The organism is Nocardioides sp. F233 (assembly GCF_057813895.1).
Genome location: NZ_JBVASH010000003.1, coordinates 454503 through 472044, shown reverse-complemented (window position 1 = coordinate 472044; position 17542 = coordinate 454503). Strand labels below are relative to the sequence as shown.

The window sequence follows — 17542 nt, the reverse complement described above, 5'->3', positions numbered from 1 at the left end:
GTGTCTCAGTTGCCCGCGACGGCTGCCGTGACCGCCGCCAGCGCCTCGTCGATCCGGGACACGTCGGTGCCGCCGCCCTGCGCCAGGTCGGCCTTGCCGCCGCCCTTGCCGTCGAGGAAGGGGGCCGCAGCGCGGACCAGGTCGCCGGCCGCGAGGCCGCGGGCCTGAGCCGCGTCGTTGAGGGCCGCCACGATCGCCGCCTTGCCGTCGGCCGCGCCGATCAGTACGACGACCGCCGGGGCGTCACCGGCGAGGCGGGCCCGGACGTCGGTCGCGAGGGTGCGCACGTCGCCGCCGCTGGCGCCGTCGAGGCGCTGGGCGACCAGGCGCACGCCGTTGACGATGCTCGCGCCCTCGGCGAGCGCGGCGCCACCGGACAGCAGCTGGGCGAGACGGATCTTCTCGATCTCCTTCTCGCTCTGCTTGAGCCGCTCGACGAGGTCGCCCACCCGGCCGACGATGTCGCCGGGCTGGGTCTTGAGCAGCGTGGAGAGCTGGCCGACGACGTCGCGCTCGCGGGCGAGGTAGTCGAAGCCCTCGACACCGGTCAGCGCCTCGATGCGGCGGTTGCCGGAGCCGACCGATGCCTCGCTGGTGACCACGATGGTGCCGACCTGGCTGGAGTGGTCGACGTGCGTGCCACCGCACAGCTCACGCGACCACGGACCGCCGATCTCGACGACGCGGACCTTCTGGTCGTCGTACGTCTCACCGAAGAGGGCGATCGCGCCCCAGTCCTTGGCCTCGCCGAGGGTCATGTACTGCCAGCCGACGGGCAGGTCGGCGCGCAGCGCGTTGTTGGAGACCTGCTCGATCTCGCGGACCTGCTCGGGCGAGAGCGCGTTGAGCCAGCCGAAGTCGAGGCGCAGGTAGCCCGGTCGGTTGTAGGAGCCGGACTGGAGGGCGGTGGGCCCGAGCACCTCGCGCAGCGCGGCGTGCACGATGTGGGTGCCGGAGTGCGCCTGGCGGGCGCCGATGCGCCACTGCGGGTCGACCTTGGCGTGCAGCAGCCTCGCGTCGGCGGGCAGCTCGCCGTCGACGACGCGGACCTGGTGGACCACGAGGCCGCGCACCGGCCGCTGGACGTCGATCACCTCGACGGCGCCGCCCTCGAACTCGATGACGCCGGCGTCGGCCACCTGGCCACCGGACTCGGCGTAGAACGGCGTGCGGTCCAGGACCAGCTCACCGATCTCGCCGCCGGTGAGCACGGGGACGGCGGCGCCCTCGCGCAGCAGCGCGAGCGGCTTCGACTCGGTCTCGAGGGTCTCGTAGGCCAGCCACTCGGTCGGGCCGTTGGCGTCGAGGATGTCGCGGTAGACCGCGGTGTCGGCGTGCTGGCCCTTCTTGGCGCGCGCGTCGGCCTTGGCCCGCTCACGCTGCTCGGCCATCAGCTGCCGGAAGCCGGGCTCGTCGACGCTCAGGCCCGCCTCGGCGGCCATCTCGAGGGTCAGGTCGATCGGGAAGCCGTAGGTGTCGTGGAGCGCGAACGCCTTGTCACCGGGGATGGTGGTGGCGCCGGACTGCTTCACGTCGCCGGCGGCGAGGTCGAAGATCTGGGTGCCGGCCTGGAGCGTCTTGCGGAACGCTTCTTCCTCGGCGTACGCGATCTGCGCGATCCGGTCCCAGCCGGAGACCAGCTCGGGGTAGCTCTCCCCCATCTTGTCGCGCGAGACCGGCAGCAGCTCGGGCAGCGACTGGTCCTGGTAACCGAGCAGGCGCATGTTGCGCACGGCGCGGCGCAGCAGGCGGCGCAGGACGTAGCCGCGGCCCTCGTTGCCCGGGGTGACGCCGTCGCCGATGAGCATCAGCGAGCTGCGGACGTGGTCGGCGACCACGCGGAAGCGGACGTCGTCGACGTGGCCGTCGGGCCCCGGGGCGCCGTACTTCTTGCCGGAGAGCTCCATGGCCCTCTCGATCACGGGGAAGACGGTGTCGATCTCGTACATGTTGTGCTTGCCCTGGAGCAGGTACGCGACCCGCTCGAGGCCCATGCCGGTGTCGATGTTCTTGCTGGGCAGCGGGCCGGCGATGTCGAAGTCGTCCTTCGCCCGGACCGCGCTGAGCTCCTCCTGCATGAAGACCAGGTTCCAGATCTCCAGGAACCGGTCCTCGTCGGCCTCGGGGCCGCCGTCAGGGCCGAACTCGGCGCCGCGGTCGATGTAGATCTCGCTGCAAGGACCGCCCGGACCGGGCACGCCCATGTTCCAGTAGTTGTCCTTGAGCCCGCGCGGCTGGATCCGCTCGTCGGGCAGGCCCGCGATCCGCTTCCACGCCTCGCGCGCCTCGTCGTCCTCGGGGAGCACGGTGACCCAGATCCGGTCGGGGTCGAAGCCGAAGCCGCCGTCGGCCTGGGAGTTGGTGATCAGCTCCCACGCGAACTGGACGGCGCCCTCCTTGAAGTAGTCGCCGAACGAGAAGTTGCCGTTCATCTGGAAGAACGTGCCGTGGCGGGTGGTCTTGCCGACCTCCTCGATGTCGAGGGTCCGCACGCACTTCTGGACGCTGGTCGCGCGCTGGAACGGCGGCGTCTCCTGGCCCAGGAAGTAGGGCTTGAACGGCACCATGCCCGCGTTGACGAAGAGCAGGTTGGGGTCGTCGAGCAGCAGCGAGGCCGACGGTACGACGGTGTGGCCGCGGTTCTCGAAGTGCGCGAGGAACCGGTTGCGGATCTCCGCGCTGCTCAGGTACTGCTCGCTCAACGGGTGCCTTCCTTGCTGGGCTGGGGATTCATGAGTTGGGGCGGACCAGCGTCCGCGCCGTCGAAGCGCTGGCGCAGGTGGATCTCTGCCGCGGCCTGGCCACGGGCGACCTCCTCGCCGAACATCCGGGCGCCGAGGACGGCCGCGCCGATCCGGTCCCGCATGCCGTCGGGGGTGAACGCCTCGGCGAGACGGCGGACCCGGACCATGCCGTAGACACCGGCAGCGGCGCCGGCCGCGAACCAGACCCCGCCCTTCACGACGAGACCTCGAGGTCGGGGCGCAGGGTCGCCCGCTGGCGCGACTCGATGTCGCGGCGCGCGGCCTTGAGCATCAGGCGGCGCTCCTTACGCGAGCGCTTGACCTCGCGCTTCATCTCGAACCGGATCCGGTTGCGGACCTCCGGGGACAGCGCTCGGCGCAGTCCGGCGGCGAGGGCAGCGGTCTTGATGACGCTCTCGCGCAGCACGATGTCGGCGAACATCGGCGCGGGTACGACGCGTGCGGGGACTCGCGGTCCGTGCTCCTGGCCGAGGTCGGTGATGACGTACTCGCGGTCGTCGACCACCGCGACCGGCGTCCGCTCCCGGCGCAGAGCCAGCTCCTGCTTGGCCTGCAGCTCCGCCTCGATGCCCGCGAGCTGCTCGCGCAGTGCGTCGGCGTCCTGGGCGGCTGCGGCGAGCAGCGCCTCGGTGTGGCTGCGCGCCTGGCGCACGGACCGGGACAGCCGGTACGCCGCGACCGCGAGCGCCGCGACGGCGACGAGGGTCACCACGACCAGCCAGGTCGGGACGGCGAGGTCGGAGGTCACGACGAGCAAGCCTACTTGCCACGGATGATGCGACGAACTCGCTCCCACCGCTGCTTGACCGCGGCCTCCGCGCCGAGCTCGGTCGGGCGGTAGTAGGCGGCGTCGCGGACGACGTCGGGTGCGTACTGCTGCTCGGCGACACCGAAGGGCGCGTCGTGGCTGTAGACGTAGCCCTGGCCGTGGCCGAGCGTCTTGGCGCCGGCGTAGTGGGCGTCGCGCAGGTGGGGCGGGACCTGGCCGATCTTGCCGGCGCGCACGTCGCCGATCGCCTCGAAGATGGCGGTCGTCACGGCGTTCGACTTCGGCGCCACGGCGAGGGCGATGGTGGCGTGGGCCAGGGTCAGCTGCGCCTCGGGCATGCCGATCAGCTGGACGGTCTGGGCGGCCGCGACCGCCGTGGGGAGCGCGGTCGGGTCGGCCAGGCCGATGTCCTCGCTGGCCAGGATCATCAGCCGGCGCGTGATGAACCGGGGGTCCTCCCCCGCCTCGATCATCCGGGCGAGGTAGTGCAGGGCCGCGTCGGCGTCCGAGCCCCGGATCGACTTGATGAAGGCGCTGACGACGTCGTAGTGCTGGTCGCCGTCGCGGTCGTAGCGCACCGCGGCCTGGTCGGCCGCGGTCTCGGCCGTCTCCACGTCGATCACCAGGGTGGTCGAGCCTGTCGAGACCCCCTTGCTCCGGGCGGCACCGGCCGCGGCCTCGAGATAGGTCAGCGACCGGCGCGCGTCTCCCCCGGCGAGGCGCACGATGTGGTCGCGGGCCGCCTCCTCGAGGACCAGCTCGCCGTCGAGCCCGCGCTCGTCGGCGACGGCCAGGTCGAGGACGGCGGCGATGTCGTCGTCGGTCAGCGACTGCAGGCGCAGCAGCAGGCTGCGCGAGAGCAGCGGCGAGATGACGCTGAACGACGGGTTCTCGGTCGTCGCCGCGACCAGGGTCACCCAGCGGTTCTCGACACCGGGCAGCAGGGCGTCCTGCTGCGCCTTGCTGAACCGGTGCACCTCGTCGACGAAGAGGACGGTCTCCTCCCCCGTGGCCACCAGCTGGCGCCGGGCCGAGTCGATCGCGGCCCGGACCTCCTTGACCCCGGCGGACACCGCCGAGACCTCCACGAATCGCCGACCGGTCTGCTGGCTGATGATCGAGGCGATCGTGGTCTTGCCGGTGCCCGGCGGGCCCCACAGCAGCAGCGAGAGCGACTGGTCGCCCTCGACGAGCTGCCTCAGCGGCGACCCCGGGGCGCGCAGCTGCTCCTGGCCGACCAGCTCCTCGAGCGTGCGCGGACGCATCCGCACCGCCAGGGGTGCCGAGGAGTGGGTGGCGTCGGCGAGCGAGCCGCCCGACGCCACCGTCCCGAATCCTGCGGACGAGCCCGGGGTGTCGAACAGCTGGGGCTCGTCATCCACGATGACGAAGCCTAGTCAGCAGGGACGACACCCCGACGCCGAGGCTGGGGCTCAGGCGCGCCCGATCGACTTGTTGTCGAGGTCGAACCAGGTGTCGGCGTACCCGGGCTGCTCGACCAGGTCCGTGCTCGGGCTGGCGCCCGGGTCGGGACGACCCTCGGCGTCGACACCGAGCAGGCCGGCGGTCAGCGGCTCGTGGGGCGCCTGGCCCAGGCGACCCGGGAAGTGGCAGGCCACCTTGTGCTGGCGACCGATCTGGAGCAGCGGCGGCTCGTGCCGGGCGCAGATCTCCTGGGCGATCGGGCAGCGGGTGCGGAACCGGCAGCCGGACGGCGGGTCGATCGGGCTGGGCACGTCGCCCTGCAGCCGGATCCGCTCGATCCGGGCACCCGTGGCCGCCTGCTTGACGTCGGGGACGGCCGACAGGAGCGCCTGGGTGTAGGGGTGGTGCGCGTTGTTGTAGATCGAGTCCCGGTCGCCGATCTCGACGATCTTGCCGAGGTACATGACCGCGATCTCGGGGCAGAAGTGCCGCACGATCGCGAGGTCGTGGGCGATGAAGAGGAACGCGACGCCGAACTCGTTCTGGATGTCCTGGAGCAGGTTGATGACCTGCGCCTGGATGGACACGTCCAGCGCGGAGACCGGCTCGTCGGCCACGAGCAGCTTGGGCTGCAGGGTCAGCGCGCGGGCGATGCCGATGCGCTGACGCTGGCCGCCCGAGAACTCGTGCGGGTAGCGGTTGTAGTGCTCCGGGTTGAGGCCGACGATCTCGAGCAGCTCCTGGACCCGCGGCAGGATCTTGTCCTTGGGCAGGACCTTGTGGATCGCCAGCGGCGCGCCGACGATCGAGCCGACCGTCTGTCGCGGGTTCAGCGAGGTGTACGGGTCCTGGAAGATCATCTGGATCTCCCGGCGCAGCGGCTTGAGCTCGGACGGCCCGGCCTGGGCGATGTCCTGACCCTCGAACCGGATCGCCCCGGCGGTCGGCTTGTAGAGGCGGGTGATCAGGCGACCGGTCGTCGACTTGCCGCAGCCCGACTCGCCGACCAGGCCGAGCGAGGTGCGCTCGGCGACCTGGAAGGAGACGCCGTCGACCGCCTGGACCTGGCCGACGGTACGACGGAGCAGGCCCGGCGACTTGACCGGGAAGTACATCCGGAGCTGGTCGACCTCGAGGATCGGCTTCGCGCCGCTCGGCGCGACCGAGGCGCCGTGGCCCGACACCTTCGGCACCGCCGCGTCCTCGGGGTCCGAGCCCTGGTTGATCGTGTCGTTCGTCATCACAGCTCCTCGGCCAGGTCCGGCGCGATGACCGGAAGCACCTCGGCCGCGTAGATCGCGTCGGGGTTGGGCAGGTGGCAGCGCTTGGTGTGGGCGTCGCCGCGCTGGCCGGGCACGAGCATCGGCAGCTCGGTCCGGCACAGGTCACCGGGGACCTTGTCGCGGTGCGGGCACCGCGGGTGGAAGGCGCAGCCGGACGGCGGGTTCAGCAGACTCGGCGGGTTGCCGGGGATCGGGATCAGCCGCGCCTCGGTGTCACCGGTCAGGTCCGGCACGCTGGAGAGCAGGCCCCAGGTGTAGGGCATCTCCGGGTGCGTGAGGATCTCCTTGCACGGGCCGTACTCGACCGCGCGACCGGCGTACATCACCAGGACGTCGTCGGCCATCTCCGCCACGACACCGAGGTCGTGCGTGATGATGATGATCGCCGAGTTGAACTCGCGCTGCAGGTCCTGCAGCAGGTCGAGGATCTGTGCCTGGACGGTCACGTCGAGTGCCGTGGTCGGCTCGTCGGCGATGAGCAGGTTGGGGTCGTTGATCAGGCCCATCGCGATCATCGCGCGCTGACGCATGCCACCGGAGAACTGGTGGGGGTAGTCGTTGACGCGCTTGTCGGGATTGGGGATGCCGACCCGGTCGAGCATCTCGACCGCGCGCTGCTTGGCGACCTTGCGGGACACGTCGTGGTGCACCTTGTACGCCTCGGCGATCTGGTTGCCGACGGTGTAGTAGGGGTGCATCGCGGACAGCGGGTCCTGGAAGATCATCGAGACCTCGCGGCCGCGCTTCTTGCGCATGTCCTCGGCGCTGATGTCGAGGAGGTTGACGCCGTCGAGGACGATCTCGCCGTTGATCTTGGCGTTGGTGCCGCGGTGCAGGCCCATGATCGCCATGCTCGACACGGACTTGCCGGATCCCGACTCTCCGACGATGCCGAGCGTCTTGCCGCGGTCGAGGTCGAAGGTCAGGCCGTTGACGGCCTTGACCAGACCATCCTGGGTCGGGAAGTGGACCTGCAGCTCGCGGACGGAGAGCAGCGGCTCGGAAGCCGCCTCCGTCGTGGCGAGGGGGGACGGGGACGTGGTGGACATTCCGGGAGTTCCTCTCAGCCCAGCCGCACGCGCGGGTCGATGACGGCGTACAACAGGTCCACGATGATGTTGGCCAGGATGACGAAGGCCGCCAGCAGGACGACCAGTCCGACGGTGGTCGGGAGGTCGAAGTCCTTGCTGGCCCGCACGGCCAGCTTGCCCATGCCGGGGTAGTTGAAGACCGACTCGGTGATGATCGCGCCGCCCATCAGGCCGGCGAAATCGAGGCCCGCCATGGTGACGATCGGGGTGAGGGCCGCACGCAGGGCGTGCTTGAAGGTGACCGTGCGCTCGGGCAGTCCCTTGGACCGGGCGGTGCGCACGTAGTCCTCCTGGAACGACTCGATCACGTAGGACCGGGTCATGCGGACGTAGGCCGCCATGAAGAACAGGGCGAGCGTGATCGCGGGGAGCGTCAGGCTGGAGAGCCAGCCGCCGACACCGCCCTCGGCGATCGAGGTGTAGCGCGGGATCTCGGTGAGCCCCCATTTGATCGCGACGAACTTGTAGAGCACGAGGCCGACGAAGAACGTCGGGAAGGCGTACGCGATCAGGGACAGGCCGACCAGTCCGCGGTCGATGATGGTGCCCTTCTTCAGGGCTGCGGCGACGCCGAGCAGGACGCCACCTGTCATCCAGAGGATGAAGGCGGAGATCGCCAGGGAGAAGGAGACCGGGAAGGTGTCCTTGATCAGGTTGGTGACGGTGTCACCACGCTGCCGGGAGTAGCCCAGGCAGGGGGCGTCGCAGTGGACGATGGTGTCCGGAGCGGTCTCACGGAGCTTGGGGTCGTCGGGGTAGTCACGCCCCTGGAAGACGCCCTTCGCGAACTTCACCCACTGCTCGGCGAAGGGGTCGTCGTACCCCATCGCGGCGGAGGTCTCCTTCTTCTGGGCGGCGGAGCAGTTCTTGCCGCAGATGAAGGACGCCTGGTCGATCGGAGAGGCGAAGAACAGGGCGAAGGTGACGATGCTCATCACGATGAGCATGATCACGCCGGCGAAGAGCCGGCGGATGACGTACGCGAGCACAGGAGACCTCAGTCTGGGATGAGACGGCCGGTGGGCACCGACAGTCGGGGGCCGCCCTGGGGGCGACCCCCGACTGTCTTGTGATTAGCGCAGAATCACTTCTGCACGCCGAGCACGGCGAGGTCGGCGTAGCCGTTCACCGAGACGTTGTTGGCGTAGCCGGTGATCTTGCCTCCGTGGACGAAGTTGAAGAGCGTGATCTCCAGCGGGATGTAGGCGACGTCCGCACCCAGCTTGGCGTCGGCAGCGGCCCACTTCTTCGCAGCGGCGTCGAGGTCCGGCTCCGCGTAGGCGTCGTCGATCAGCTGGTTGACCTCGGGGCCACCCTTGTAGTTGCCGTAGTCGTTGCCGTTCGAGTCCGGGGTGATGTTGATCCGGCTGTCGAACAGCGGCGGGATGACCGTGCCGATCGAGGCCCAGTCAGCACCCCAACCACCCCAGGTGACGTCGAAGTCGGCGTCCGGCTTCTGGATCACGGAGTAGTAGGTGTCCTCCAGCGGGTCCAGCTCGGTGTCGAAGCCGGCCTTGTCCCAGCCGTCCTTGAGCGCGGACGCCTGCTTGTCGGAGGTGGGGGTGCCACCCGAGTAGGTGAACTTGATCTTCACCGGCTTCGGGGCGGAGCACTTGTCGAGCGCGGCCTTGGCAGCGTCGGTGTCACCGGACTCGCCCATGGCGTCGAACGCGGGGTTCTTCTCGTAGCCGGGAACACCCGGGTTCACGACCGAGTCAGCGGCCTTGAAGTACTCCGGGCCACCGCCGGCCTTGATCCACGCAGCGCGGTCGGTCGCGAGCTTGAGCGCCTCGCGGCAGTTCGCGTCCTTGAAGACCGGCGAGTTGAAGTTCGGCAGCACGTAGTCGACGTACGGCGACTCGACGTGGGTGTAGCGGTCCCCAGCCTCGTCCTTGCGGCTGAAGAGGGCCGGCGGGAGACGACGCTCGGTCACGGAGTACTGCGCGTCACCGGAGTCGGCGAGCAGCTGCTCGTAGATCGCCTCGTCGGTGTCACCCTCGCGGAAGTCCCAGGTGTCCGGGTAGGCCTTGCGGATCGGGTCCGTCGACGCGTCCCAGTTCTCGTTGCGAACGAGCTTGCCGCCGGTGCCCTCCTTCCAGGTGCCGTCCAGCTTGTAGGGACCGTTGGAGATGATCACGAAGTTGTTCGCGTCACCCTTGTCGAGGTCCGCGCGGTACGGGTCCATGTACCGCAGCTGCGCGATCGACAGCGGGAAGTCCGGCCACGCCTTCTTGAAGTGGTACGTGATCGTCTTGCCGTCACAGGTGACGGCCTTGTCGAACAGGTCCTGGCCCTTCTTGGTGTACGGGCCCTTGTACTGCGGCAGGCCGTCGTCACCGGTGGGGATGTCCAGGTAGGTGAACAGGTAGTTGGCGGGACCACCGATGATCACGTCGGTCGCGAAGTTGCGCGACGCGCCGTACTTGAAGTCCTCGCACGTGATGTCCTTGCCGTCCTCCCACTTCACGCCGTCCTTGACGGTGAAGCTCCAGGACTTGCCGCCATCGGCCGGGGTGCCGGTGTCGGTGGCGAGGTCGGCGACCGGGGTGGTGCCGATGACCGGGTCGTTGGAGGCGGGCAGCGCCACCAGGCTGCGGTAGAACAGTCGGCCCGAGTTGTTGAGGTCGCGGCCGATGTACATGCGCTGGGGGTCCCAGTGCTCGACGTTGCGGACACCGACGAGGAAGATGGCGTTGCCACCCTTCTCCGCCTTGGCGTTGTTGTTGCCGCTGTTGTTGCCGTCGTCACTGCCACCACCGCACGCGGCGAGTGTCGCCGCGAGCGCTGTGGCGGCCACGGCAGCCAATGGCTTCTTGAAGGCCATCCAACTATCTCCTTTTCGGTGAGTGACGCCGGCCCGGCCGGCGCCGCAGTGCTCCGGGTCCCGTGTGATGTCGGCGGAGCACTGGGGTCCTTGTTATCGGTGCGACTTCGGATCGAGCGCGTCGCGAGCGCCATCGCCGACGAGGTTGAACACCACGACGATCAGGGCGAGCAGGGCGCCGGGCAGGAAGAAGTACGTCGGATCGGCGCTGGTGTAGCTGACCGAGTCGGCGAGGATGTTGCCCAGCGTCGGTGTCGGTGGCTTGATGCCGACACCGAGGAAGTTGAAGGCCGCCTCGGCCGAGATGTAGGCCGGGACCAGCAGCGTGACGTAGACCAGGACGGGCGCCCAGACGTTGGGCAGCACCTCCTTGAAGTACAGCCGGCGTCGCGAGGCACCCAGCAGGCGGGCCGCCTCGATGAACTCCCGCTCACGGATCGAGAGCACCTGGCCGCGCACGACGCGCGCCACGGGCGGCCAGCCGAAGGCGGCCAGGATGACGACCACGTAGAAGCCGTTGGACAGGTCCCGGTTGTGGAAGAACCCGAGGCCCGGGAAGTCGGCGATCTGCTTGCGGAGCAGGAGCACGACCGGGCCGGACAGGGCCAGCAGCATCAGGGTCTGCGGGAACGACAGCGTCAGGTCGATGATCCGGCCGACGACCGCGTCGACGAAGCCGCCCGAGAAGCCGGCGACGATGCCGAGCACCGCACCGATGATCACGGTCAGGATCGTGCCGCTGATGGCGATCGAGAGCGACGACGTGATCGCCAGCATCAGCCGGGCGAGCAGGTCACGACCGAGGCCCGGGTCGATGCCGAAGGGGTGGCTCCACGAGATGCCGCCGAACGCGCCCTCGGGCACGACGCCGTCGGCCGAGAGGAGGTCCTGGTGCTGCTCGTTGGGGGCCAGCACGCCGAAGGCGACCAGGATCGGCGCCGCGATCGCGCAGACGATGATGAACACCGACAGCACGAACGAGATCATCGACAGCTTGTCCGCCTTGAAGCGGGCGATGGCCAGCTGGGTCGGGGACCGGCCGGCCACCGAGACGACGGAGTCGTCCCCCACCGGGGTCTCGGTCTCGTGGATCTCCAGTTCGGAGCCCGGGATCGTCATCTTCACCTCGTCGCCGTGTGTCACGGATGCGACGCGGGCCACAGTGGCCTCGCGCCGTCCGTGACACTAGGCGCACCAGGTGCGTCAAGGCGATAGCGACGCGGTAACGGTTTGGTCTCGACGCCCGGCAAACCGTCCGGCGGACAGGCCTCAGGCCTTGTTTTCCTCCGCCGGACGGGCATCCACACCGGCTTCCTTCCGCTGCTCCGGCGTGATCGGCGCCGGGGCTGCGGTCAGCGGGTCGTAGCCGCCGCCGGTCTTCGGGAAGGCGATGACGTCGCGGATGGAGTCCGTGCCGGCCAGCAGGGCGACCACGCGGTCCCAGCCGAAGGCGATGCCGCCGTGCGGGGGCGCGCCGAACTTGAACGCCTCGAGCAGGAAGCCGAACTTCTCCTCGGCCTCGGCCTCGGCGATCCCCATCACCTCGAAGACCCGCTTCTGGATGTCCTCGCGATGGATTCGGATCGAGCCGCCGCCGATCTCGTTGCCGTTGCAGACGATGTCGTAGGCCCACGCCAGGGCGTTCCCGGGGTCGGCGTCGAAGGACTCCAGGTCCTGCGGGCTGGTGAAGGCGTGGTGGACCGCGGTCCACGCTCCCCCACCGACAGCGACGTCGCCGGCCGCCGTGGCCTCGTCAGCGGGCTCGAAGAGCGGCGCGTCGACGACCCACAGGAAGCTCCAGGCGTTCTCGTCCAGGAGACCGCCGCGACGGCCGATCTCGAGACGGGCAGCACCCAGGAGCGCCCGGCTGGACTTCACCGGACCGGCAGCGAAGAAGATGCAGTCACCGGGCTGCGCGCCGACGTGGGCGGCCAGGCCGGCCTTCTCCTCGTCGGTGATGTTCTTGGCCACGGGACCGCCGAGCTCGCCGTCCTCCTGGACCAGGACGTAGGCCAGGCCCTTCGCGCCGCGCTGCTTGGCCCACTCCTGCCAGGCGTCGAGCTGCTTGCGGGGCTGGCTCGCGCCGCCCGGCATCACGACGGCGCCGACGTACGGCGCCTGGAAGACGCGGAACGGGGTGTCCTTGAAGTAGTCGGTGCACTCGACGAGCTCGAGGCCCATCCGCAGGTCGGGCTTGTCGGAGCCGTACCGGGCCATCGCGTCGGCGTACGTCATGCGCGGCAGCGGGAGCGGGACGTCGTACCCGATCAGCTTCCAGAGCGCGGCGACGATCTGCTCGCCCAGGGTGATCACGTCGTCCTGGGTCACGAAGCTCATCTCGATGTCGAGCTGGGTGAACTCCGGCTGGCGGTCGGCGCGGAAGTCCTCGTCGCGGTAGCAGCGCGCGATCTGGTAGTAGCGCTCCATGCCGGCGACCATGAGCAGCTGCTTGAACAGCTGGGGGCTCTGCGGCAGGGCGTACCAGCTGCCGGGCTGCAGGCGCGCCGGCACCAGGAAGTCGCGGGCGCCCTCGGGCGTGCTGCGGGTCAGCGTCGGCGTCTCGATCTCGACGAAGTCGTGACCGGCCAGCACGTCGCGGGCAGCCTTGTTGACGTTGCTGCGCAGCCGGATCGCGTTGCCCGGCGCGCTGCGGCGAAGGTCGAGGTAACGGTGCTTGAGCCGCACCTCCTCCCCCACCTCGACGTGGTCGCTGATCGGGAACGGCAGCGGCGCCGCGGCGCTGAGCACCTCGACGTCGGTCGCGACGACCTCGTAGTGCCCGGTCGGCAGGTTGGGGTTGATGTTGCCCTCGGTGCGCTCGACCACCTCGCCGGTGACCTTCAGGCAGAACTCGCTGCGCAGCGGGTGCGCCACCTCGGGGTCACGGATGACGACCTGGACCACACCCGAGGCGTCGCGCAGGTCGATGAAGGCCACCCCGCCGTGATCACGCCGGTTGGCCACCCACCCCGTGAGGGTGACGGTCTGGCCGACGTTCGCAGGCGCAGTCAGGTCGCCGGCGACATGGGTGCGGATCACTTGGATTCCCCTTCATCAATGGTGGTGACGACCTGCGGTCGCAGGTCCTCGTTCGGAGGCTCCCACGTCGCCGGATCTGCGGCGACCTGGTTTCCGGAGCGGATGTCCTTGACCTCGCTCGTGCCGTCGTCCTGGCGGAACCAGACGTACGGGATGCCCCGCCGCTCGGCGTGGCGGATCTGCTTGCCGAACTTGGCAGCCGTGGGCGCGACCTCGCACGGGATCGCCCGTGCCCGCAGGGCGGTGGCGATCGCGTCGGCGTCGGCGCGCGACTCCTCGTCGGTGACCGCGACCAGCACTGCGCTCGGCACGGAGCGGTCGGCGGTGAGCACGCCGCGCTGGACGAGCGTGACGAGGAGCCGGCTGAGGCCGAGGGAGATGCCGACGCCGGGGTACGTCGTACGGCCGTCGGAGGCGAGGGCGTCGTAGCGACCGCCGGAGCAGATCGAGCCGAGCGACTCGTAGCCGTCGAGGCGGGTCTCGAAGACGGTGCCGGTGTAGTAGTCCAGGCCGCGGGCGATGGACAGGTCGGCCTCGATGCGGGTGCGGTCGGTCGCCAGCGGCGCGCAGGCGCGGACCAGGGTCGCGAGCTCGTCGAGGCCCTCGTCGAGCAGCTCGTGGCTGACGCCGAGGTCGCGGACCTGCTCGACGAAGGAGTCGTCGGTCGCCTTGATGGTGGCGAGCGCCAGCGCCTTGTCGGCCTGGTCCTCGCTGACCCCGGCTTCGGCGAGCAACATCTCCCGGACCTTCTCGGCCGGCAGCTTGTCGAGCTTGTCGACCAGGCGCATCACCTCGTCGATGCCGTCGCCCGACACGCCGAGGCCGGCGTAGAAACCCTGGATCAGCTTGCGGTTGTTGACCTGGAGCCGGAAGCCGGGCAGGAAGTCCAGCCGGCCGAGCGCCTCGAGCATCACCCGGGCGACCTCGACGTCGTGGTGGAACGGCAGCGTGTCGCGCCCGACGATGTCGATGTCGGCCTGGGTGAACTCGCGGAAGCGGCCCTCCTGCGGCCGCTCGCCACGCCACACCTTCTGGATCTGGTAGCGGCGGAACGGGAACTCGAGCTTGCCGGCGTTCTCGAGCACGAAACGCGCGAACGGGACGGTCAGGTCGAAGTGGAGCCCGATCCCCTTGTCCTTCGAGGTGTCGTCCTCCTGCAGGCGGCGCAGGACGTAGACCTCCTTGGAGGTGTCCCCCTTGCGCAGCAGCTGGTCGAGAGGCTCGACGGCGCGGGTCTCGATGTTGGCGAACCCGTGGAGCTCGAAGGTGCGCGCGAGGGTCGCGACGACCTGCTGCTCGACGTACCGCTGGGCAGGGAGGAGCTCGGGGAATCCGCTGAGCGGAGTCGGCTTGGCCATCAGGGGATCACAGTCCTCGGGTGACTCGACCGGCGTCGCCGGAGTCGAGGAGGTCGAGCAGGAACGGGTTGGTGGCGCGCTCGCGGCCGATCGAGGTCTGCTCGCCGTGACCGGGCAGGACGACGACGTCGTCGGCCAGCGGCAGCACCTTGGTGGTCAGCGAGCGGAGCATCGCGGCATGGTCGCCGCCGGGCAGGTCGGTGCGGCCGATCGAGCCCTGGAAGAGCAGGTCGCCGGAGAACATGACCTCGGAGATGTCCGGGCCCTGCTCCCAGGGAGTGCGGAAGGTGACCGACCCCGCGGTGTGGCCGGGCGTGTGGTCGACGAGGAAGCGCAGGCCCGCGAGCTCGAGGCTGGCGCCGTCGGCCAGCTCCGCCACGTCGTCGGGCTCGGTGAACTCGTAGTCGCCGCCGAGCAGCATGGCGGCCGACTCGCGCGAGATGCCGGCCATCGGGTCGGCGAGCAGGTGCCGGTCGCCCGGGTGGATCCACGCGGTGGCGTCGTACGTCCCCGCGACGGGGGTCACCGACCACATGTGGTCGATGTGGCCATGGGTCAACAAGACGGCCACGGGCTTCAAGCGGTGCTCCCGGACGACCTCCGCGACGCCGGCCGCGGCGTCCTTCCCGGGGTCGATCACGACGCACTCGGCGCCGGGTGCGGTGGCCGCGACGTAGCAGTTGGTGCCCCACGGTCCAGCGGGGAAAGCGGCGATCAGCACCGGCCCAGCCTATCGAGCGCTTCGGCTTTGATTAGCATGGGCCACTGTGACTACCTCCGACTGGGGCCGCGTCGACGACGACGGCACCGTCTACGTGAAGACGACCGATGGCGAGCGGGCGGTCGGGCAGATGCCTGACGCGACACCCGAGGAGGCCCTGGCCTTCTACACCAAGCGGTACGACAACCTCTCGCTCGAGGTGGACCTGCTCCACCAACGGGTGCTGACCGGCGTGCTGTCGCCCGAGGAGGCGACGTCATCGGTCAAGCTCGTGCGCGAGCAGCTCGTCGACGTCCACGCCGTGGGCGACATCGCCGCCCTGGTGCGCAAGCTCGACGAGCTCGGCCCGGTCATCGCCACCCAGCGTGACGCCCGCCGTGCCGCCAAGGCGCAGAAGGTCGCCGACGCGCGGGCCGAGAAGGAGCGACTCGCCGGTGAGGCCGAGAAGATCGCGGCCGGGCGGGACTGGCGCAACGGCGCCAACCGGCTGCGCGAGCTCCTCGAGGAGTGGAAGAAGCTCCCCCGCATCGACAAGGCCGCCGACGACGAGCTGTGGCGCCGGTTCTCCTCCGCGCGCTCGGCGTACACGAAGTCGCGCAAGTCGCACTTCGCCGAGCAGGACGAGAAGCGCGAGGGCGCCCGGGTCGTCAAGGAGCGCCTGGTCACCGAGGCCGAGGCGCTGGCGTCGTCGACCGAGTGGGGTCCGACCTCCGGCCGCTACCGCGACCTGATGCGCGACTGGAAGGCCGCCGGCCCCGCCCCCAAGGCCGTCGACGACGAGCTGTGGCGCCGCTTCCGCGGCGCCCAGGACACCTTCTTCGGTGCCCGCGACGCCGCCAACGCCGCCCTCGACACGGAGTTCGCCGCGAACGCCGTGGTCAAGGAGTCGCTCCTCGTGGAGGCCGAGGCCATCGCATCGGCCCTGGAGTCGTCCGGTGACCTCGGTGCAGCCAAGACGGCCTTCCGCGTCGTCGCCGAGAAGTGGGACGAGGCCGGCAAGGTCCCGCGCGACCGGATCAAGGACCTCGAGGGCCGCATGCGCACCGTCGAGCAGGTCATCCGTCGCGCCGAGGACGACCAGTGGCGTCGTACGGACCCCGAGAAGTCGGCCCGCGCCGACGACATGGTCTCCAAGCTCGAGGCGGCCATCGCCGAGGCCGAGGCCAAGCTCGAAGCCGCCCGGGCGCGTGGTGACCAGAAGAAGGTCCGGGAGCTGGAGGAGAACCTCGAGGGGCGCCGGTCGTTCCTCGAGATGGCCAAGAAGGCGTCTGCGGACTTCAGCTGACTCTGGTTGGTGCAGGGATACCCGCTGAGGCGGGTATCCCTGCGCTTCCTGACCTTTGCAACCGTCAGGAAGCGCCGGGACAAGTCAGGAAGCGGCGCTCCCCGATCAGGCCGGGCGGGGCGTCGAGGACCATCGCGCTCGAGAGGCCAGCTCGATGAAACGACGGATCCGGCGCTCCAAACCTGCGGGATCGGCAAGGTCGGACCACGTGACCCGGATGCATCGCCAACCGGTCAGCTCCATCACCTGCTCCTCGCGTCGCTTCTCCCGCAGGACGACATCGACCGCAGCCTCTCCCGGTCGCAGGTGACGCTCGTACTTCACCCTCCCGTCGAACTCGATCCAGATCCCGTGGTCTGGCAGCGCGAAGTCCAGACGAGCAATGAGGACCTCGCCGTCGTGCACCTCGAACTGGGGCACGGGCATGGGGAAGTGCCTGCGGAAGAAGAAGTACAGCAGGCGCGACTCGCCGACCGACTCCACCCTCGGGTCCGCCAGTCGAAGGACCAGCTCGGTCCCCAGCGAATGCGGCCAGTGGTCCATGGACCGGTCGTACCTCGCGCGTAGCTCCTCGGCCGTGACCGCGCCGTTGTGGAGCAGGTGGTTGGCGACGACGAGCCCCGACTCCACATCTCCCACGAACGACGCTTCGAGGACGGATCGGGCCGCAGACGTGACCACGATCCCGTTCGTGTCCACCAGATCGCCTTCCTCGATCACGCCGCAATGACGTCGGATTCCTGATTCGCGACGCCCCGACAAGCCATCGGAACGCGTCAGGTGCACGTCTGCGAGGTCGAAGCCCCAGATGGGCGCGTCGTGGAAGGGCAGCGCCGAGATGTGACTCAACGCCACGGTGGTCTTCGCCTGTTGGTACGCGGCTCGGCAGCGGACTGCGTACTTCTGCTCCGCGTCCAGCGACCGCCAGGTCGGCCCGTCCACGTACGCGCCCCGTCGCGGACGCTCCCTCGTACCGAAACGG

The 17542-nt window shown here is 69.7% G+C and carries 14 protein-coding genes; 1 reads left to right on the top strand and 13 read right to left on the bottom strand.

Translation table 11 applies throughout. From position 1 onward, the window contains the following. Positions 1–5: 5 nt before the first annotated feature. From alaS to ACZYRU_RS13465, 12 genes are all read right to left on the bottom strand, one after another. Positions 6–2687, bottom strand: coding sequence for an alanine--tRNA ligase (gene alaS / locus ACZYRU_RS13520; protein ID WP_488958080.1), 2682 nt, complete (start codon positions 2685–2687; stop codon positions 6–8). Positions 2688–2698: 11 nt separating this feature from the next. Then, positions 2699–2962: a DUF6167 family protein gene (locus ACZYRU_RS13515; protein ID WP_488957605.1), complete on the bottom strand. Its 264-nt coding sequence runs from the start codon at positions 2960–2962 to the stop codon at positions 2699–2701. After that, on the bottom strand, positions 2959–3513 hold the full coding sequence (locus ACZYRU_RS13510; RefSeq protein WP_488957604.1) for a hypothetical protein: 555 nt from the start codon (positions 3511–3513) through the stop codon (positions 2959–2961). The genes ACZYRU_RS13515 and ACZYRU_RS13510 overlap by 4 nt, the downstream gene beginning before the upstream one ends. A gap of 11 nt (positions 3514–3524) precedes the next feature. Next, positions 3525–4916: a replication-associated recombination protein A gene (locus ACZYRU_RS13505; RefSeq protein WP_488957603.1), complete on the bottom strand. Its 1392-nt coding sequence runs from the start codon at positions 4914–4916 to the stop codon at positions 3525–3527. Between the two features lie 51 nt (positions 4917–4967). Further along, positions 4968–6200: an ABC transporter ATP-binding protein gene (locus ACZYRU_RS13500; protein WP_488957602.1), complete on the bottom strand. Its 1233-nt coding sequence runs from the start codon at positions 6198–6200 to the stop codon at positions 4968–4970. Then, positions 6200–7291: an ABC transporter ATP-binding protein gene (locus tag ACZYRU_RS13495; protein ID WP_488957601.1), complete on the bottom strand. Its 1092-nt coding sequence runs from the start codon at positions 7289–7291 to the stop codon at positions 6200–6202. Before ACZYRU_RS13495 ends, ACZYRU_RS13500 begins: the two co-directional genes overlap by 1 nt. Positions 7292–7305: 14 nt before the next feature. Further along, positions 7306–8322, bottom strand: a complete 1017-nt coding sequence (locus tag ACZYRU_RS13490; protein WP_488957600.1) for an ABC transporter permease — start codon at positions 8320–8322, stop codon at positions 7306–7308. Positions 8323–8417: 95 nt separating this feature from the next. Beyond that, complete coding sequence (locus ACZYRU_RS13485; RefSeq protein WP_488957599.1) at positions 8418–10157, bottom strand: ABC transporter substrate-binding protein; 1740 nt, start codon at positions 10155–10157, stop codon at positions 8418–8420. A 93-nt stretch (positions 10158–10250) separates the two neighbouring features. Further along, positions 10251–11276, bottom strand: a complete 1026-nt coding sequence (locus tag ACZYRU_RS13480; protein WP_488957598.1) for an ABC transporter permease — start codon at positions 11274–11276, stop codon at positions 10251–10253. 150 nt (positions 11277–11426) lie between these two features. Further along, positions 11427–13196 carry an aspartate--tRNA ligase gene (gene aspS / locus ACZYRU_RS13475; RefSeq protein WP_488957597.1) on the bottom strand — a complete coding sequence of 590 codons (1770 nt, stop codon included), beginning with the start codon at positions 13194–13196 and terminating at the stop codon, positions 11427–11429. Further along, positions 13193–14554 carry a histidine--tRNA ligase gene (gene hisS / locus ACZYRU_RS13470; protein WP_488957596.1) on the bottom strand — a complete coding sequence of 454 codons (1362 nt, stop codon included), beginning with the start codon at positions 14552–14554 and terminating at the stop codon, positions 13193–13195. The genes aspS and hisS overlap by 4 nt, the downstream gene beginning before the upstream one ends. Positions 14555–14561: 7 nt before the next feature. Then, complete coding sequence (locus ACZYRU_RS13465; protein ID WP_488957595.1) at positions 14562–15275, bottom strand: MBL fold metallo-hydrolase; 714 nt, start codon at positions 15273–15275, stop codon at positions 14562–14564. Between the two features lie 46 nt (positions 15276–15321). Here ACZYRU_RS13465 and ACZYRU_RS13460 point away from each other — a divergent pair, with 46 nt between their 5' ends. Further along, positions 15322–16560, top strand: a complete 1239-nt coding sequence (locus tag ACZYRU_RS13460; protein WP_488957594.1) for a DUF349 domain-containing protein — start codon at positions 15322–15324, stop codon at positions 16558–16560. A gap of 105 nt (positions 16561–16665) precedes the next feature. On the opposite strand, the gene ACZYRU_RS13455 is transcribed toward ACZYRU_RS13460, so the two are convergent. Further along, positions 16666–17502: a hypothetical protein gene (locus ACZYRU_RS13455; protein ID WP_488957593.1), complete on the bottom strand. Its 837-nt coding sequence runs from the start codon at positions 17500–17502 to the stop codon at positions 16666–16668. Positions 17503–17542: the final 40 nt, after the last annotated feature.